General features: G+C 63.4%; 17 protein-coding genes and 1 tRNA gene. 8 read left to right on the top strand and 10 right to left on the bottom strand.

What is annotated here, in order from left to right:
* Positions 1-19: 19 nt before the first annotated feature.
* Positions 20-601: a TetR/AcrR family transcriptional regulator gene (locus XH80_RS40380; RefSeq protein WP_271603427.1), complete on the bottom strand. Its 582-nt coding sequence runs from the start codon at positions 599-601 to the stop codon at positions 20-22.
* A gap of 539 nt (positions 602-1,140) precedes the next feature.
* Here XH80_RS40380 and XH80_RS40375 point away from each other — a divergent pair.
* Positions 1,141-2,397, top strand: a complete 1,257-nt coding sequence (locus tag XH80_RS40375) for an NAD(P)/FAD-dependent oxidoreductase (RefSeq protein WP_271603426.1) — start codon at positions 1,141-1,143, stop codon at positions 2,395-2,397.
* Positions 2,398-2,399: 2 nt separating this feature from the next.
* The gene (locus XH80_RS40370) at positions 2,400-2,837 is read left to right on the top strand and encodes an SRPBCC family protein (protein ID WP_271603425.1); all 438 of its coding nucleotides are present in this window, start codon (positions 2,400-2,402) and stop codon (positions 2,835-2,837) included.
* An 8-nt stretch (positions 2,838-2,845) separates the two neighbouring features.
* On the opposite strand, the gene XH80_RS40365 is transcribed toward XH80_RS40370, so the two are convergent.
* The 4 genes from XH80_RS40365 to XH80_RS40350 all read right to left on the bottom strand — a co-directional run bounded on the left by XH80_RS40365 (position 2,846) and on the right by XH80_RS40350 (position 5,681).
* Positions 2,846-2,922: transfer RNA gene (locus XH80_RS40365), tRNA-Arg, on the bottom strand.
* Positions 2,923-3,008: 86 nt separating this feature from the next.
* On the bottom strand, positions 3,009-3,743 hold the full coding sequence (locus XH80_RS40360; protein WP_271603424.1) for a hypothetical protein: 735 nt from the start codon (positions 3,741-3,743) through the stop codon (positions 3,009-3,011).
* 216 nt (positions 3,744-3,959) lie between these two features.
* Positions 3,960-4,598 (bottom strand): RraA family protein, encoded by a 639-nt coding sequence (locus XH80_RS40355; RefSeq protein ID WP_271603423.1) that lies wholly within the window; start codon positions 4,596-4,598, stop codon positions 3,960-3,962.
* Positions 4,599-4,661: 63 nt separating this feature from the next.
* Entirely contained in the window at positions 4,662-5,681 is a 1,020-nt protein-coding gene (locus XH80_RS40350; RefSeq protein WP_271603949.1) for an alpha/beta hydrolase, read from the bottom strand.
* A gap of 208 nt (positions 5,682-5,889) precedes the next feature.
* Here XH80_RS40350 and XH80_RS40345 point away from each other — a divergent pair, with 208 nt between their 5' ends.
* A complete protein-coding gene (locus tag XH80_RS40345) occupies positions 5,890-6,498 on the top strand; it encodes a hypothetical protein (protein WP_057747485.1) in 609 nt (202 codons plus the stop codon).
* 51 nt (positions 6,499-6,549) lie between these two features.
* Here the strand turns inward: XH80_RS40345 and XH80_RS40340 are convergent, their stop codons facing one another.
* A complete protein-coding gene (locus tag XH80_RS40340) occupies positions 6,550-6,765 on the bottom strand; it encodes a hypothetical protein (RefSeq protein WP_271603422.1) in 216 nt (71 codons plus the stop codon).
* 17 nt (positions 6,766-6,782) lie between these two features.
* On the bottom strand, positions 6,783-7,790 hold the full coding sequence (locus XH80_RS40335) for a 2-dehydropantoate 2-reductase (protein ID WP_271603421.1): 1,008 nt from the start codon (positions 7,788-7,790) through the stop codon (positions 6,783-6,785).
* Between the two features lie 183 nt (positions 7,791-7,973).
* Between XH80_RS40335 and XH80_RS40330 the strand changes: the two genes are divergently transcribed.
* Both XH80_RS40330 and XH80_RS40325 read left to right on the top strand, forming a co-directional pair.
* Positions 7,974-8,558: a YidB family protein gene (locus XH80_RS40330; RefSeq protein ID WP_271603420.1), complete on the top strand. Its 585-nt coding sequence runs from the start codon at positions 7,974-7,976 to the stop codon at positions 8,556-8,558.
* Between the two features lie 134 nt (positions 8,559-8,692).
* Positions 8,693-8,965 (top strand): GlsB/YeaQ/YmgE family stress response membrane protein, encoded by a 273-nt coding sequence (locus tag XH80_RS40325; protein ID WP_205668226.1) that lies wholly within the window; start codon positions 8,693-8,695, stop codon positions 8,963-8,965.
* A gap of 140 nt (positions 8,966-9,105) precedes the next feature.
* Here the strand turns inward: XH80_RS40325 and XH80_RS40320 are convergent, their stop codons facing one another.
* A complete protein-coding gene (locus tag XH80_RS40320; RefSeq protein WP_271603419.1) occupies positions 9,106-9,891 on the bottom strand; it encodes an SDR family NAD(P)-dependent oxidoreductase in 786 nt (261 codons plus the stop codon).
* A 232-nt stretch (positions 9,892-10,123) separates the two neighbouring features.
* Between XH80_RS40320 and XH80_RS40315 the strand changes: the two genes are divergently transcribed.
* From XH80_RS40315 to XH80_RS40305, 3 genes are read left to right on the top strand one after another with little or no spacing between them, the layout of a single operon-like run.
* Positions 10,124-11,188 carry an acyl-CoA dehydrogenase family protein gene (locus XH80_RS40315; protein ID WP_271603948.1) on the top strand — a complete coding sequence of 355 codons (1,065 nt, stop codon included), beginning with the start codon at positions 10,124-10,126 and terminating at the stop codon, positions 11,186-11,188.
* A gap of 15 nt (positions 11,189-11,203) precedes the next feature.
* On the top strand, positions 11,204-12,364 hold the full coding sequence (locus tag XH80_RS40310; protein WP_057747480.1) for an acyl-CoA dehydrogenase family protein: 1,161 nt from the start codon (positions 11,204-11,206) through the stop codon (positions 12,362-12,364).
* 15 nt (positions 12,365-12,379) lie between these two features.
* Complete coding sequence (locus tag XH80_RS40305) at positions 12,380-13,198, top strand: enoyl-CoA hydratase/isomerase family protein (RefSeq protein ID WP_271603418.1); 819 nt, start codon at positions 12,380-12,382, stop codon at positions 13,196-13,198.
* Positions 13,199-13,418: 220 nt separating this feature from the next.
* On the opposite strand, the gene XH80_RS40300 is transcribed toward XH80_RS40305, so the two are convergent.
* Positions 13,419-14,171: a hypothetical protein gene (locus XH80_RS40300; RefSeq protein WP_271603417.1), complete on the bottom strand. Its 753-nt coding sequence runs from the start codon at positions 14,169-14,171 to the stop codon at positions 13,419-13,421.
* A 2-nt stretch (positions 14,172-14,173) separates the two neighbouring features.
* A complete protein-coding gene (locus XH80_RS40295) occupies positions 14,174-14,962 on the bottom strand; it encodes an enoyl-CoA hydratase (protein WP_271603416.1) in 789 nt (262 codons plus the stop codon).
* Positions 14,963-15,073 lie beyond the last annotated feature (111 nt).

Genomic DNA, 15,073 nt, shown 5'->3' with positions numbered 1-15,073 from the left:
CCGGCCGCTTGTATGCCCTTCACTTGATCTTGGCCACCGCTGCCTTCGTGGCGTTCGTGAGCAAGGCGCAGATGGCGGAGACGGATCTCGCTCCCGAGAACATCCGAAAGGTCGCGCAGCTGGTAAGGACGTAAATCAGATCGACAGCATCGCGCTTGGCGCTGATCGGCGTGTCTTTGGCAGCTATTCGTGCAATCAATTCTCCAATGAGCGGCCGCCGACGCTCGTTCCGCGCCGCGAGCGCTTGGGCGAATTCCAGGTCAATCGCCATGGCGTCATGAAGACGCGCCACCGCGGGGTCGCTGTCCCAAAATTCGCAGAAGATCCGAACCATCATCTCGAGGCCCTTTTCAGGGTCGGAATGGGCAGCGGCGTCCTCCAGGCGTGCGAGCCCTCCCCGGCGGGCGATATCATCAAACACTGCTTCGAGCAGCCCACGGCGCGAGCCGAATTGGTTGTAGACGGTCAAGCGCGTCACCTTTGCCGCTTTTGCGACTGCGTCGAGCGAAAAGGTGGTGATGCTGTCCTCCTCGCGAAGGAACCGCGCAGCGGCCTGAACGACCTGGTTCCGTTTCGCCGCGGCGGCCTCAGCCCGCGCCACGCTGACATAGGCACGCTTAGGCACGTTCCGCCTCTTGAATTTCAATATACATCATGTATATCCAAATAGCTTCGTGCAAAAGGTCTAGATCCCTATGCAGCCGGTTCTGCTTATAGCCATTTCGCTCCACATTCTCGCTGCCACGTTCTGGGCCGGCTCGACTTTCGCATGCGCTCGGACGACGGGGAATGATGGTTAGCAACTGTTCGCTCCGCAGTTGGGCGCGGCTGCCGTGGCGGTGCTGTCAGGTGCTTACCTTTGGAAGGCATTGCATGAGGGTTCGTTTGGGCCCACGGAGCAGCTTTTGGGCGCAGGCGCCGTGGCGGCAATCGTCGCGCTCGTTATTCAAATAACCGTCATCCGTAGCGCGTTGCGGAGGCTGCGGACGTCCCCGGGGGACCAGCCAAAGGTGCGATCTCAATTGGCGATGGCGTATCGCGGCGCGGCTATTCTTCTCGCAGTCGCAGTGCTTGCCATGGCCGCGTCGCGCTATGCCTAGCCTCTTCTCCAAACAGAAGCGTGTGCAGAGGAAGCAATCGATGTCCCGATCACCCGGATCAAGTCATGAAGCCTACGACGTCGTGGTTCTGGGAGCTGGATATGCGGGCATGATGGCGGCTCTTCGACTGGGTCGACGCCGGCTTGGGCTTCGCGTTGCACTGGTGAATAGCAATGAACAGTTCGTCGAGCGTGTCCGACTGCAGGAGACGATGGTCGCCCCGGTCAAACCGCGGATCGCGTCCCTTTCAAGATATCTGCGCCGCACCAATGTCCAGTTCATACGTGCTTGCGTGGTGTCGCTCGATCCCATTCGGAATAGCGTCACGATCGAAGAGGATGGCTCACCGCGCACGATTGCTTTCACGCAACTGATCTACGCGCTGGGCTCACATGTCGACACCGACAATGCCGCTGGCGCGCCAGAGCATGCCTTTCGCCTTGATCCGGGTGAAGGTCCGCGCTCTGCCGCCGCGCTGCGAGCCGCGCTTCATGAGATTTCCGGGCGCCCCGCTCGCGTGCTTGCCGTTGGCGGCGGACCGCTTTCTGTCGAGGCTGCGGGCGAAGCCAAATCGACATGGCCCAATATGAGCGTGACGCTGCTGAGCCCCACGAGTGTTGGCGACTTCAGCAGCGCCAAGGTTCGATCCGTTATCAGACGCGACCTGACAAGATTGGGCATCGAGCTTGTCGACAACGAACGAGTTACCGGGATTGAGAGCGATGCGGCGATGACCGCCAGCGGGCGGCGCATTCCCTTCGACATATGCATCTGGGCTGCAGGCATGCGCGCTCCCGCGATGGCGAGGCAGGCCGGGCTGCAGGTTGATGCTCAAGATCGCGTGGTCGTCGGAACCGATTTGAGGTCGGTGTCTCATCCCGCGATTCTCGCCGTCGGCGATAGTGCGCACCCGAATGGACCGACCGGCGCGCCGTTTCGCGCATCTGCATTGGCGGCGGCAGTTTCCGGCGTCTATGCGGCAGAACAAGTCATCGCGCGGAGCCAGGGCCGGCTCATCCGCCCATTTAGCTTCTCAACCTTCGCACAAGCCGTTGCAATCGGTCGATTCGCGGCACTCTTCCCCCTTGATGCCAACGATCACCAGATACTTTTCGTGATGGGGGGACGCACTGCGAGCGTGCTGCGGAGCGTGCTGATCTGGCTTGTTCTTCATTTCATCACCTTCGAACGGCTCCTGCCGGGCGTTCAGACGTGGCCAGGGCGAAAGCGAGCAGCCTCACGCTCCGCCGGTCAGAAGAACCCGGATCGGCTTGCGAGAAACTCTGAAGGAGCCTGACGATGCGTGATCAGAAAGAGCGCACGGACAAGCGCGCGATCATTGTTGACTACCAGCTATCCGCACCGCCACGCAAAGTCTGGCGTGCATTGACAGAGCCTCGGTTGCTCGAAAGTTGGCTGATGCCCAACGACATCAAACCCGAGGCCGGCCGCCGCTTCACGTTTCGCGCGGCGCCGGCGCCAGGATTTGACGGCGTCGTCCGGTGCGAGGTCTTGAAGGTCGAGCCCGGCTCGCGACTGGTATACTCCTGGCGCGGAGGGCCTCTGGACACGAGCGTGGCCTGGACACTCAGGCTCTCGTCGACTGGCGGCACCGATCTCCGGCTCGAGCATACCGGCTTTGACCGCGACCATAGCGCGACCTACGACATGCTTAACGAAGGATGGCGGAAGAAAGCCGCGAGCTCGCTGGAGCGCGTCTCTTCATCGCTCGACTAGGTGAAGGCTGGCGATCCCGGCATGACTCGAACATGCGACCTACGGTTTAGGAAACCGCCGCTCTATCCGGCTGAGCTACGGGACCGCGGAACCCGCCGATGAGACGGGTTGCCTGGAGCTGTTCATATCAAAGCGAGCGCCGAATCGGAAGCCCTCGCTGCCTTCTAGGTTTCATTTTGCAGCAGATTGGCTCACCGCGGCCAGAAGCCGGTCTTTGAATTCGCCTTTCAAGGTCACGTATACGCTGGACCATTGCCGGCTCCTGAACTCGCAGCGACCGCGGGGGCAATATGCTTGATCGTGATAGTCGCCGCTGAGAACGCCGAACAGGGTCATTCGGCCGCCCAGCAGACGAAGCAGCGCACTACCCGATGCCCCGACTGTGAACTCGCAGTTCGTTTCAAATATGGACCAGTCCCTTACGTCGCGGATCTGACATTCCTGCATTGTCTTGTTGAACGGCCCGTATCTGTCCGCCTTTCCTGCGGCCTCGATATCGTAACCGACAGCCGCCAGGACACGCTCCAGCTCGACAAGGATGTCAGCCCCTTCATAGATCTCGTAAGGCGTGACCTCTGCGGGAAAGGCGAGCTTTGCGACTGCCCAATCGCCGGCAACAGCTTTCGCCCCGTGTTCGAAGCAAGTGCCCATCCACAATTTTGCGGACAAAGGAACGGTCCGCTTCTCCGCTCCCAGATAGTACTCGAATATGCATTTGTCCGGCGACATCGGCGGCTTGCAAAGGTCTCGAAACGCGTGAGCCGCGGTCGTGATCACATCGCGCGCTCCAGTCACTTGAGCGCTGCTATCTCCACCTGGGCATCGCAGCACTCCACTGGCAGCAAAACGGCTTCGGACCACGTCAGGGGAGAGACTGTTGGCTTTTGCGTAGACCTCTTCCGTCATTCGCCGCTCGCTATCGGCGGAGGCGACAGAGACCAACAGGACGAGAACGCCAGGCAAGACAGTTAAGCAATTCCTCACCACGCGAAGCAACCTCAGCATAAGAAATATGAGAGCCTTGACCGAAACAGAGATCGCGAAAAGCACTTTGAACGTAGCGATGGCCGAGTTCGGTCTAGGATCGATCCGGCCATTGCCTTGACTTAAGCGGCGCCGTGTTCAGGACTTGCCATAAGCCCCCTGGTAGCGGCCCTCGCGGATTGCCTTCAGCGTGTCGTCCTCGCGCTTGATCTGGACGCGCACCGCCTCCAGCAGGGCCGCGGCGCCGGCGGCGGGAAACGACACCACGCCGTCTTCGTCGCCGACCACGATGTCGCCGGGCGAGATCACGCTGCCGCCGATCGTGACGGGCACGTTGATCTCGCCCGGGCCGTTTTTGTAGGGGCCGCGATGAATCACCGCGCGGGCGAAGCAGGGGAAGTCGTCGGCGGCGAAGGCCGCGACATCGCGGATCGCGCCGTCGATCACATAGCCTTGGGCTTTGCGCCATTGCGCGATGTTTTTCATGATTTCGCCGACCAGCGCCCTCGTCTCGTCACCGCCGCCATCGACCACGATGACGTCGCCGGGGCCGACCAGCTCGAGCGCGCGGTGGATGGCGAGATTGTCGCCGGGCCGGGTGCGCACCGTGAAGGCCGCACCCACCAGCTTGCCGCTGCGATGATAGGGTTTCAACCCGACCGCGCCCGGCAGCCGGCTGAGATTGTCGGAAATGATCGAGGTCGGCGCATTCCTGAAACCTTCGATGATATCGGCCGGCGGTTTCGGCACGCTGTTCGCTGCGATGGTAATCGTCATGGCGTTTGGTCCTTTTATGATCTTATTCGGCGTGCGCCCGTGCCAGCCTTCAAGACGTCCAGATCAGCGCTCCGCGCCGCAGCCCGGGATATCGAACAGCGCGGCGAGGCCGCATTTCGAGGTCAGCATCTTGTCGCCGTCATGGCCGACACCGGCGATGTCCCACACCCTGTGATTGGGCGTGCCGTGACCGCGCTTGGCCATCGCGTCGGCATAGGCATGACCGCGGACGTAGCGATTGGGGCCCTGTGCCTCGCCCATGCAGCTCTTGTCCGCCGCGGGCTTGGTGTCGAGCGTGCCGAGCAGATAGATCACGTCACGCTCGACATAGCGCTGCTCCAGCGCTTCAGGCGTTGCGTCCGCCAGATAAGGCGGCCGCCCGTCCATGCCGTATTTCCAGACATTGTAGCCCTGGCAGGACGCGGCAATCGCCGGCACCGGCCGTTCGGCGCTGAAATAAGCATAGGACGACGGATTGGCGACGACGTAGCGAACGCCGATATGCTGACGCGACAGCGCGGTCTCGCCCTTGCCGGCGATGGCGTAGCGTTGCGCGACCTGGCCACCGCCGGAATGACCTGAAATCACGACCTGCTTCAGGTTCGGGAAGATGCGGCGGTCGGAGAGCTTTGCCAGGATTGCATCGAGCGCCGCGAAGGAGGAAACCGGATTGGGCGCAAGCGCGGCTTCGCCGCCCTCCCAACCCGCCAGCGACCAGCGCAGCATATCGGCGGGCAGCTTGTGGGCGTCGACATCGACCTGCGCCAGGAACTGCGGCACGATCATGAGCGCGCTCTTGCCATCGTCGCCGGCAGCGACCTGTGCGGTGTGGGCCGAGAGGTAGTATTCGTCGGCATTGCGCAGGCGGCCATGCAGCACGATGACGGCGCGCGAGATCGCAGGCAACGGCATCGACCAGTCACTGGAGAGATAGAGCGGCAACAGTCCCTGCCCGCCGACCGAGAGCCGCGCATCGGCCACGACCTTCACCGGCTTGTCGTGAGGGATCTCGTCCTCCGCGGCCAGCGCGCGGCCGCAAATCAGCACCAAAGCGATTGCGGCCATCCAGCTCAGCGCTCTCATGACGAACATGTCCCTGTCGCATCAAACCGATAAAATTCTAAGCGCATCATGCGCTGCGGGGCTGTGACTCCCGAGCCACGTCAAGCAAAAAATGTCAGCAACCCAGCCATGAATTTCCCTGGTTCCATGGGTGACAAGCCGGCGAGAAAGAGGCAAAAATCGGTCACGACTCAGTCTGGGTTGAGTTTGCGAGGAATACTCTCTTAGAATGTCTGACGTAGTTGCATCGCGTCGCGCGGCGCCGGTTCTCGTTGCCGCAGCAGGACTTTTTCTGCTGACATTGCCGCATGCCCAGGCGCAATGGTGGAAGCGCGCGCCTGTCGATTTCGAGGAATGCGCCGACGCTGCCGAAAGATCCGCAAGCAAGGCCGAAAAGACCGCGGCACTCGCCGACTGCAATGCAAAGTTCGCGGGCCGCCGCAAGGCAGGCGGGGGCTACACCTATTACGACTTCCTCCAGGATCGCAGCTTCGACATCGCAGGTCCCAACCCGACACCGGAGGAGCAGAAGAGGATCGACGAATCCTACACTGCCTATCTCGCCGATCAGCGCCGCAGCAATGAAGCGGCACGGGCGACCGCGCGGCAGCAACACGAGCAGCAGGAACAGCAAGTGCAGCAGCTTCAGCAGGTCGCGCTGCGCACCGAGGTCGAGCGCGTGCCCGTTCCGGTCGAGCGGCCGAAGGTGTTGCGACAAAAGGGCGCGCCCTGCACCAAGGGCTCTTTCACCTGCGAATGGCCGCGCCTGTCGGAAGGTTTGAGCGAGTTGAAGAAGCTGTTCAGCCCGACGCCCAGCAAGCCGGCGAAGAAGGGCTGAGACAGCGCTCCCCGCATTCCGCTGTCATCCCGGACAAGCGGAGGTGTAGCTTCAGTTCGCGTGTTTTTTCTTGCTGCGCTTCGGGGCGGCGGCTGGAACGTCCGCGGGTGTTGTCGCTGTCTGTGAATTGCCCAGCGCCTTGCGGCTCTCCTGCAGGCGCGCGTCATAGCCGGGAGAATTCATGACGGTCGGCGGCCTCGCGTAAGCGAGCGTCGATGCCTCGCAGAGCGCGGTCAGCGCGAGCCCGATCCTAAGGCAACGCCTCATTGGTTCCTCCGTCGTTCTCAAACCACGCCGCGAATCTGCTGCGGCGAAAGCCGCGGCGGGCCTTTGCCTGATGTCTCCGCCTCCTTGATCAGCGCAACAATGCGGCGCATCAGCGGCACTTCGACATTGTTCTGCTCGGCAAGCGCGATGACCGCGCCTTGCAGATAGTCGATCTCGGTCTTGCGGCCCTGCTTCAGATCCTGCCACATCGAGGAGCGCGCCTGCGGATCGATCTTCATCGTGCGCCCGAGGATCGCGTTGAAGATCATGTCGGGCAGTCGCAGCAAGGTCGGGGTCCAGTTCGGCGGGATCGGCGTCGCCGAGGCCGGCGTGATGCCGGCGGCCTTGAGCACGGCGAGGCCCTCAGCCATCTGGTCGGCGAACAGCCGTCGCCAGTCACGGCTTGCCAATTGGGCCGCGAGCGGCATGTCGGACAACGCGCTGAGCGCGTTGTTCAGATTGATGATCAGCTTGCCCCATTGCACGGCGGTGATGTCGCGGTTGGCACGCGTCGTGAGACCGGCTACCGAGAGCGCCGCCGCCGTGTTGTCCGCATCCTCGCCGACAATAATGTCGCCCGAGGTCGAACGATGGAAACGTCCCTCGCCCATCGCGACCACGTTGAACGGCACCATGCCGGCGAGCACGCGGCGGCCGCCGAGACGTTCGTTCAGAATGGCAACGTTGCCGACGCCATTCTGCAACGACACGATCACGGCATCCTGCGGCGCGTGCAGCGCGATCTGGTCCGCGACATCAGCCGTGTCGGCGCTCTTGACCGTGACAAGCACGATGCCGGCACTGTGGAGGATCGCAGGATCCTCCGACAGCGCCAGCTGTCCCGCACCGAGCTTTGTCTCGGAGCCGTCGAAATCCGTCAGCAGCAGGCCGAACCGCTCGATCTCGGTCTTCACCCGCGGCCGCACCAGTAGTGCGACACGGCGACCGGCAGCGGCGAGCTGACCTCCGACAAAACAGCCGATGGCGCCCGCGCCGGCCACAATGATCGGTCGATCCGTCGCCACCTGACCTGCTCCCTGAATGACGGGCTTTCGATAGCAGAGCCAGCAGGCAGAGGCGAGGCCGGCTGCCCATCGCGGCCACGGCGCAGCTGCCTTGTAACCGTCATGAGAGGCCCATATGTTTTCGCTCCGGGGGCGCTGTCAGCGGCGAGAGCTCGCCGAACGAGAACGCCAAAGGAGAGCACCATGGGTCTACTCGATGTCCTCAACGGCATGCAGAACGGGCCCCGTGGCCCGAGCACGCCGAGCTCACAATCCTCCTCCGGCGGCATGTCGCCGATGACCATGGCGATCCTCGGCCTGCTCGCCTGGAAGGCATTCAAGCATATGACCGCAAGCCAGCCGGGCGCCGTGCCGCAGCCGGCGCCGACTCCCGTGCCCCCACCCGCGAATGCGGGACCTGGTGGTGCTCTCGGCGGCGGTGGCGGTCTCGGTGATCTCCTCAAGGGCGGCCTCGGTGGCCTGCTCGCGGGCGGCGCGGCCGGCTCCGTGCTGAGCGGCGGCCTCGGCGATCTCCTCAACCAGCTCCAGCAAGGCGGCCATGGCGAAACCGCAAACAGTTGGGTCGGCAAGGGCGAGAACAAGCCGATCGCACCCGGCGATCTCGCCAATGCGCTCGGCGCTGACCAGATCCAGAGCCTGTCGGCCCAAAGCGGCCTGTCGCGCGATGAGCTGCTCTCCGGCCTCAGCCAGTATTTGCCGCAGGTGGTCGATCATCTGACGCCGGACGGACGGCTACCGACCGAGAACGAGCTTTCGGGACGAATTTAATCGAACTCTGACCTCAAGCGCGATGAGATCAGGATCAATCACAATCGCGCTTTAGGTTATCGCTTGAGCATGATCTTCTCGGAAAACCGCTGCACACTTTTCCGGATCATGCCGTTGGCAAGGGGAGCACTGACATGAGCATGGGCGGCCTGTTGTGGATCATCATCGTCGGCTTCGTTGCCGGCCTCATCGCGCGTTTTCTGGCACCGGGACCGAACAACCCGAGCGGCTTTATCCTCACCACCATCCTCGGTATCGCCGGTGCGTTTCTGGCGACCTTCATCGGCCAGGCCATCGGCCATTACGGCCCGGATCAGGGCGCGGGCTTCATCATGGCCACGATCGGCGCTGTGGTGGTGCTGTTCATCTGGCACCGGCTGGTGGCGAGTGGCGTGATCAAGGGGTAGCGCCTTAAAGCGCCGGAGAGCATTGCCTCCGCATCGTCATGCCCGGGCTTGACCCGGGCATCCACGTCTTTCGGTCCGCGCGGCAACACGTGGATGGCCGGGTCAAGCCCGGCCATGACGCGGAGAGAGCGCGCCGAAAGCTACGTGATCAAATGCATCCCGGCATCCATGCGCACGGCTTCGCCGGTCATGTTGCCGGAAGCCGGCAGCGCCAGGAAGCAGACGAGCTGCGCGATGTCCGCGGCGGACGAGGCCACCTTGAGCGGCACCTTCGCCAACACGGCGTCACGCACCTTTTTCGCGCCTTCCTCACCACGGCCCTTGGTGAACCAGGGCGTATCGATATAGCCCGGACAGACCGCGTTGACCCGGATCATCGGCGCAAGCGCGACGGCCAGCGACCGTGTGAGGGTGTTGAGTGCACCCTTGCTCGCGGCATAGGCCATCGAGGAGCCAACGCCGTTGATGCCGGCGACGGAGGACACGTTGACGACCGCCGACGTTCGCCCCGATGCCTTCGCACCGGCCTCGAGCAGGCTGCGCGCAGCACGCACCATCTGGAACGGTCCGACCGTATTGACGCCGTACAGGCGCTGGAAATCGTCCGCCGATAGTCCGTCGAGATCGCCATAAGCAACGTGCTTGGTGGTGCCGGCATTGTTGACGAGGATGTCGAGCTTGCCCCAGCCGCTCGCAGCCGCGACGATCCTGCGGCAATCGTCATCCTTGGAGACGTCGCCCTGCGCAACCAGCACTTCGGCGGCGCCCGCCTTGCGGCACGCTTCCGCCGTGGCCTCGGCTTCGGTCTTGCTCGACGAATAGTTGATGACGAGCCGCGCCCCGTTTCGGGCGAGGATTTCTGCGGTTGCAGCACCGAGGCCGGATGCGGACCCCGTCACGATTGCGCACAAACTGTCCTTGGCCATCCGGATGTCCTTCCCTCTGTAAGTTTCTGGCGCCCTGTTTAGCGAGTTTGCCGCGCCCTGCAAATCGAGCAAACTCCGCTAAGCGGAATTAGCTTATCGCCCATGCCCGCCCCGCAGGTTGACCTGCGATCAACGCTTGTCAGGGCCATGGCTTTTTCGGATCATCCGGCGCAAGAAGAGATCGCGCACCGCCCCTTGGGTCGACGCGCCAATGGCAAACACGGGGAACGCTGTGGCGGAGAGTGACAATATCGTCGTCGAGACCGCGGAGAAGATCTTCGCCGATCTTGCCGATCCGCAAACCATCAACAACGACAAGAACAATTCGTGGCAGGCGCCGCTGTGGCAGGCGCTGAGCGAAGCCGGCTTGCCCTTGTCCTGGGTCCCCGATGATCTCGGCGGCTCCGGCGCCAGTCTTGCCGACGGATTTGCGCTGCTGAACGCAGCGGGCCGCTTCGCGGTCGCGGTTCCCCTGGCCGAGACCATGCTGGCAGGCTGGCTGCTGGCGCAGGTGAAGATCGCCTCACCCGAAGGCGAGATGACGGTGCTGCCGGCCTCGCCGAAGGATCGCATCACTGTCGATGCCGATGGCGCCGTCTCGGGCCGCTGCCGCGGCGTGCCTTTTGCGAAATCGGCCAAGCATTTTGCGGTGCTGGCGCACGGCAAGGACGGTGTCGCGATCGCGCTGGTCGACGCGAGCAAGGCGCGGATCGATTCCGGCCTCAATGTCGGCTACGACCACAGCGATACCGTGACGCTGGACAAGCTCCAGCCCCTCACCATCAAGGCCGCGCCTGGTGGCTTTGACCAGACCGCGATGATGCTGATGGGCGGCGTCGCGCGCAGCCTGCAGATTGCAGGCGCACTGGAATCGATGCTCGACATCTCCGTGCGCTATTCCAATGAGCGCGTCGCCTTTGAGAAGAAGATCTCGAAATTCCAGGCGGTGCAGCACAATCTCGCCCGCCTCGCCGGCGAATCCGCCGCCGCACTGGCGGCCGCGACTTCGGCAGCTGACGCGATCGCGAACGCAAAGTCGTTCGACGACGAGGTCTATCTCGAAGCAGCCGCCGCAAAGATCCGCTGCGCGGAAGCTGCGGAAAAGGGCGGTGGCATCGCGCACCAGGTTCATGGCGCGATCGGCTTCACCATCGAGCACATCCTGCACCGTTATTCGCTACGGGCGCTGGCATGGCGCGACGATTTCGGCTCGGAAAGCTACTGGGCCGTCGAACTCGGCAAGCTCGTCGCCTCAAGAGGGGCCGATCAATTGTGGCCGCTGGTCGCCTCACGCTGAGAAGGAATGAGACACATGACCGCAGCGCTTCGTTTCGATCCGATTCGCCTGCCGCCCAAATGCGAAGAGCTGCGCAAGGAAGTGCGCGCGTTCCTCGCCGAGGAGATGGCTCGCGGCACCTTCAACCCGTTCAAGCCCAACCGCGAGGACACCGATGTGCCGGAATTCTGTCGCCGCGTCGGCGAGCGCGGCTGGATCGGCATGACCTGGCCGAAGAAATATGGCGGCCAGGAGCGCTCCTTCCTCGAGCGCTACGTGGTGACCGAGGAGATGCGCGTCGCCAACGCGCCGACGCGGCGCTTCTTCGTCGCCGACCGCCAGAGCGGGCCGGTGCTGCTGAAATACGCCCCCGAACATATCAAGATGGATATCCTGCCGCGCATCTGCCGCGGCGAGATCTGCTTTGCCATCGGCATGAGCGAGCCGAATTCCGGCTCGGACCTGTTCGCGGCGAAGACGCGCGCCACCAAGACCGACGGCGGCTATCTCATCAACGGCACCAAGATCTGGACGTCGTCGGCGCATATCGCCGACTACATGATCGCGATCTTCCGGACCTCGCCACCGACCAAGGAAAACCGCCGTCACGGCCTGACCCAGTTCCTGGTCAAGATGAAGCAGCCGGGCATCAAGGTGAATCCGATCGGCCAGATCACCGGCCAGTACGAATTCAACGAGGTCGTCTTCACCGACTTCTTCGTGCCCGATGATCACGTGCTCGGCGAAGTCGACGGCGCCTGGAAGCAGGCGACGAGCGAGCTCGCCTATGAGCGTTCAGGGCCCGAGCGCTTCCTGGAGACCTACTACGTGCTGACCGAGCTGGTCCGCGCGGTCGGTCCCACCCCGGATACGCGCAGCGCCGAAGGCATCGGCCGGCTCGTCGCGCAGCTTCACACCATGCGGCGCATGTCGGTGTCAGTCGCAGGCATGCTGCAAGCCGGCAAGGAGCCGGTGGTGGAAGCCTCCATCGTCAAGGACATCGGCACGGTCTGGGAGCAGCAGCTTCCGCACCGCGTGCGCGATCTCGCCGCCTTCGTCGAGGAGACGGCGAGCAACCGCGAGACACTGGAGCGACAGCTCGACTTCGCCATCAAGACCGCACCGAAACTCACCATCCAGGGCGGCACCACCGAGGTGCTGCGCGGCATCATCGCCCGCGGACTTGGTTTGCGCTAACGCTTCGAGGACATCATGAGCACCTACAAAGATATCGGCGTCGAAAAAGTTGGCCACGTCGGCACCATCGAGATCCGCAGGCCGCCGCTGAACTTCTTCGACATTTCGCTGATCAACCAGATCGCAGACGCGCTCGACGAGTTCGATCGCGACATCGAGATCCGCGCCTCCGTTCTCTCGGCGCAAGGCAAGGCGTTCTGCGCCGGCGCAAATTTTGGCGATCCCGCGCGGCAGGCGCAGGAAGCGCAGGAGGCCGAGAAGAAGGCCAAGGGCGATCCGGCCGACAGTCTCGGCCCGATCAACCATCTCTATATCCAGGCCGTGCGCATCTTCCGCGCAAAGAAGCCGATCGTCGCCGCCGTGCAGGGCGCAGCCATCGGCGGCGGCCTTGGCCTCGCGGTCTCGGCGGATTTCCGCGTCACCTGCCCCGAAGCCCGCTTCTCCGCGAATTTCACCAAGCTCGGTTTCCATCCCGGCTTCGGCCTGACGACGACGCTGCCCGAATTGATCGGCAAGAACAACGCCGAGCTGATGTTCTACACCAGCCGCCGCGTCACCGGCGAAGAGGCGTATAAGTGGGGCCTCGCCAATGAACTGGTGCCGCAGGACCAGGTGAAATCAGCCGCGATGAAGCTCGCCGGCGAGATTGCCGAATGCTCGCCACTCGGCCTGCTCTCCACCCGCGCCACGATGCGCGCCGGCCTCGCCGACCGCGTGATGGCTGCGACCAACCACGAGCTCGCCGAACAGACCCGCCTGCGCGCGACTGAGGATTTCATGGAGGGTGTGAAGGCCACGGAAGAACGGCGGGTGGCGAATTTTAAGGGAAGGTGATTGCGGCTGCGCTTCGCCGTATGCGACAAGCGTCGCCACAATTTCCCCTGTCGTGCCGGCCCAGTGCGCAATTGCGCACGGGGGCCGGGACCCATTACCACAGGGGAGGCTGCTGCGCGAAACGGCAACTCCGAGTCTTCGCAAAACTATTGCTGCGGCGTATGGATCCCGGATCTGCGCTTCGCTTGTCCGGGACGACAGCGGAATTTGTCGCAACAGCTCACGAATGAACGTGGAACGTGACGCCGCCCAGCAGGAATTCGTTGCCAGCGACCGCGAGCCCTTTCTCACGCGCCGCATGCAACACGCTCGCCGCATCAGCCACCCGAAACTCCAGACCGCTCATGATCTCGCTCGCGCCCTTCACGAAGCGGAAGGTCGCATTGGGCAGCTTCAGTTCGGCATCGCTATTCGCCGCAACCCCGATGATCTTGCCCCAATGCGTCGCCAGGCCGTGCGGATCCGGGCTCTGCATCTCCACCGCCGTCAACGCCTGCGTCACATCCTTGCGGATGAATTTTTGCCAGTCAGGCCCGGCCGGCGGATAGGCGCCTAAAATGTCGTCGCTGCCCTCGGTGTGGTTGAATTCGATGAAGGCGGCGCGGCAGTCGCGGGGATGGAGCTGGACGCCGTGATAGGGCGCGTGGTCGATCACGTTGGCGGTGCGCACGCCCATCGCATTGGCGTTGCGGCCTCGTTCGTCCGGATCATTGCAGCAAAAGATCGCCATGTAGCCGCCACGGCCGCCGGTCTTCTCGATGAAGCGGCCGGCGGTGGTGCCGTCCCTGAACGGAGCGACCACCTCCAGCAGGATCGTATCGACCGGAAGCAGCGCATTCTCCAGGCCATATTTGGCGACATTGCCATCGCGGTAGCAGACGGAAAGGCCCATGATCTCGGCGATATCGGAGATGACAGGCACGAGTTGCGGCGCGACCAGACAGATCTGCCGCAGCCGCATATAGGGTGCCATGGTCATGCGCCCTTGAAAGCCGGCTTGCGCTTCTCGACGAAAGCCTTGGCGGCCTCCTTGTGATCCTCGGTGTCGCTGCAGCGGGTGTGGTGGATCGCCTCGCCGTCGAAGCAATCCTCCAGCGGAAGATGCTCTGCATTGTTGATGTTGCGCTTGATGAAGCCGAGCGCGATCGATGGCCCCTGCGCCAGCGACATCGCAAGCTCGTGCGCGGCAGCGTCGATCTCGGCGTCGGGCACGACCCTGGTCACCATGCCGATCGCATGCGCTTCCCTCGAGGTCAGCACGGGCGAAGTCAGGTAGAGCTCACGCGCCCGCGCGCTGCCGAGCAGCTGGGTCAGGAAATAGGTGCCGCCGTAATCGCCGGAGAAGCCGACCTTGGCGAAAGCGGTCGTGATCTTGCAGGATTCGGAGGCAACACGCAGATCGCACGACAGCGCCATCGACAGGCCGGCGCCGGCCGCGGCGCCGTCGAGCTGCGCCACCACGGGCTTGGGCATCTGATGCAGGATGCGCGACACCTCCATGCCGCGGCGAAGGTTCGCAAGCTTCTGCTCGAACGGCAGCGGTGCGCGGCCGGCCGCCATCGACTTGACGTCACCGCCGACGCAGAACGAGCCGCCGGCGCCCTTCAACAGCACCGCACGCACCTCGGGATCGTCAGCCGCGCGCCGGGCCGCCTCGACCAGGCCCGCGACCATCTCGGGATTGAGCGCGTTCTTCCGCTCCGGGCGATTCATCGTGATGGTGAGCAGCCCGGCTTCGAGCTTTTGCAGGACCATGTCGTTCATGGGACAACTTCCTTATCGTTGTTCTGTATCTCCGTCGTTCCGGGGCTCGCGAAGCGAGAACCCGGAACCTCGAGATCCCGGGTTCGCTTCGCGCCCCGGGATGACGGCGTG

Source organism: Bradyrhizobium sp. CCBAU 45384 (assembly GCF_028128665.1).
In the GTDB taxonomy this organism is placed as follows: domain Bacteria; phylum Pseudomonadota; class Alphaproteobacteria; order Rhizobiales; family Xanthobacteraceae; genus Bradyrhizobium; species Bradyrhizobium manausense.
Note: the sequence above shows the minus strand (reverse complement) of the source record. Positions and strands in the feature narration are given on the sequence as shown.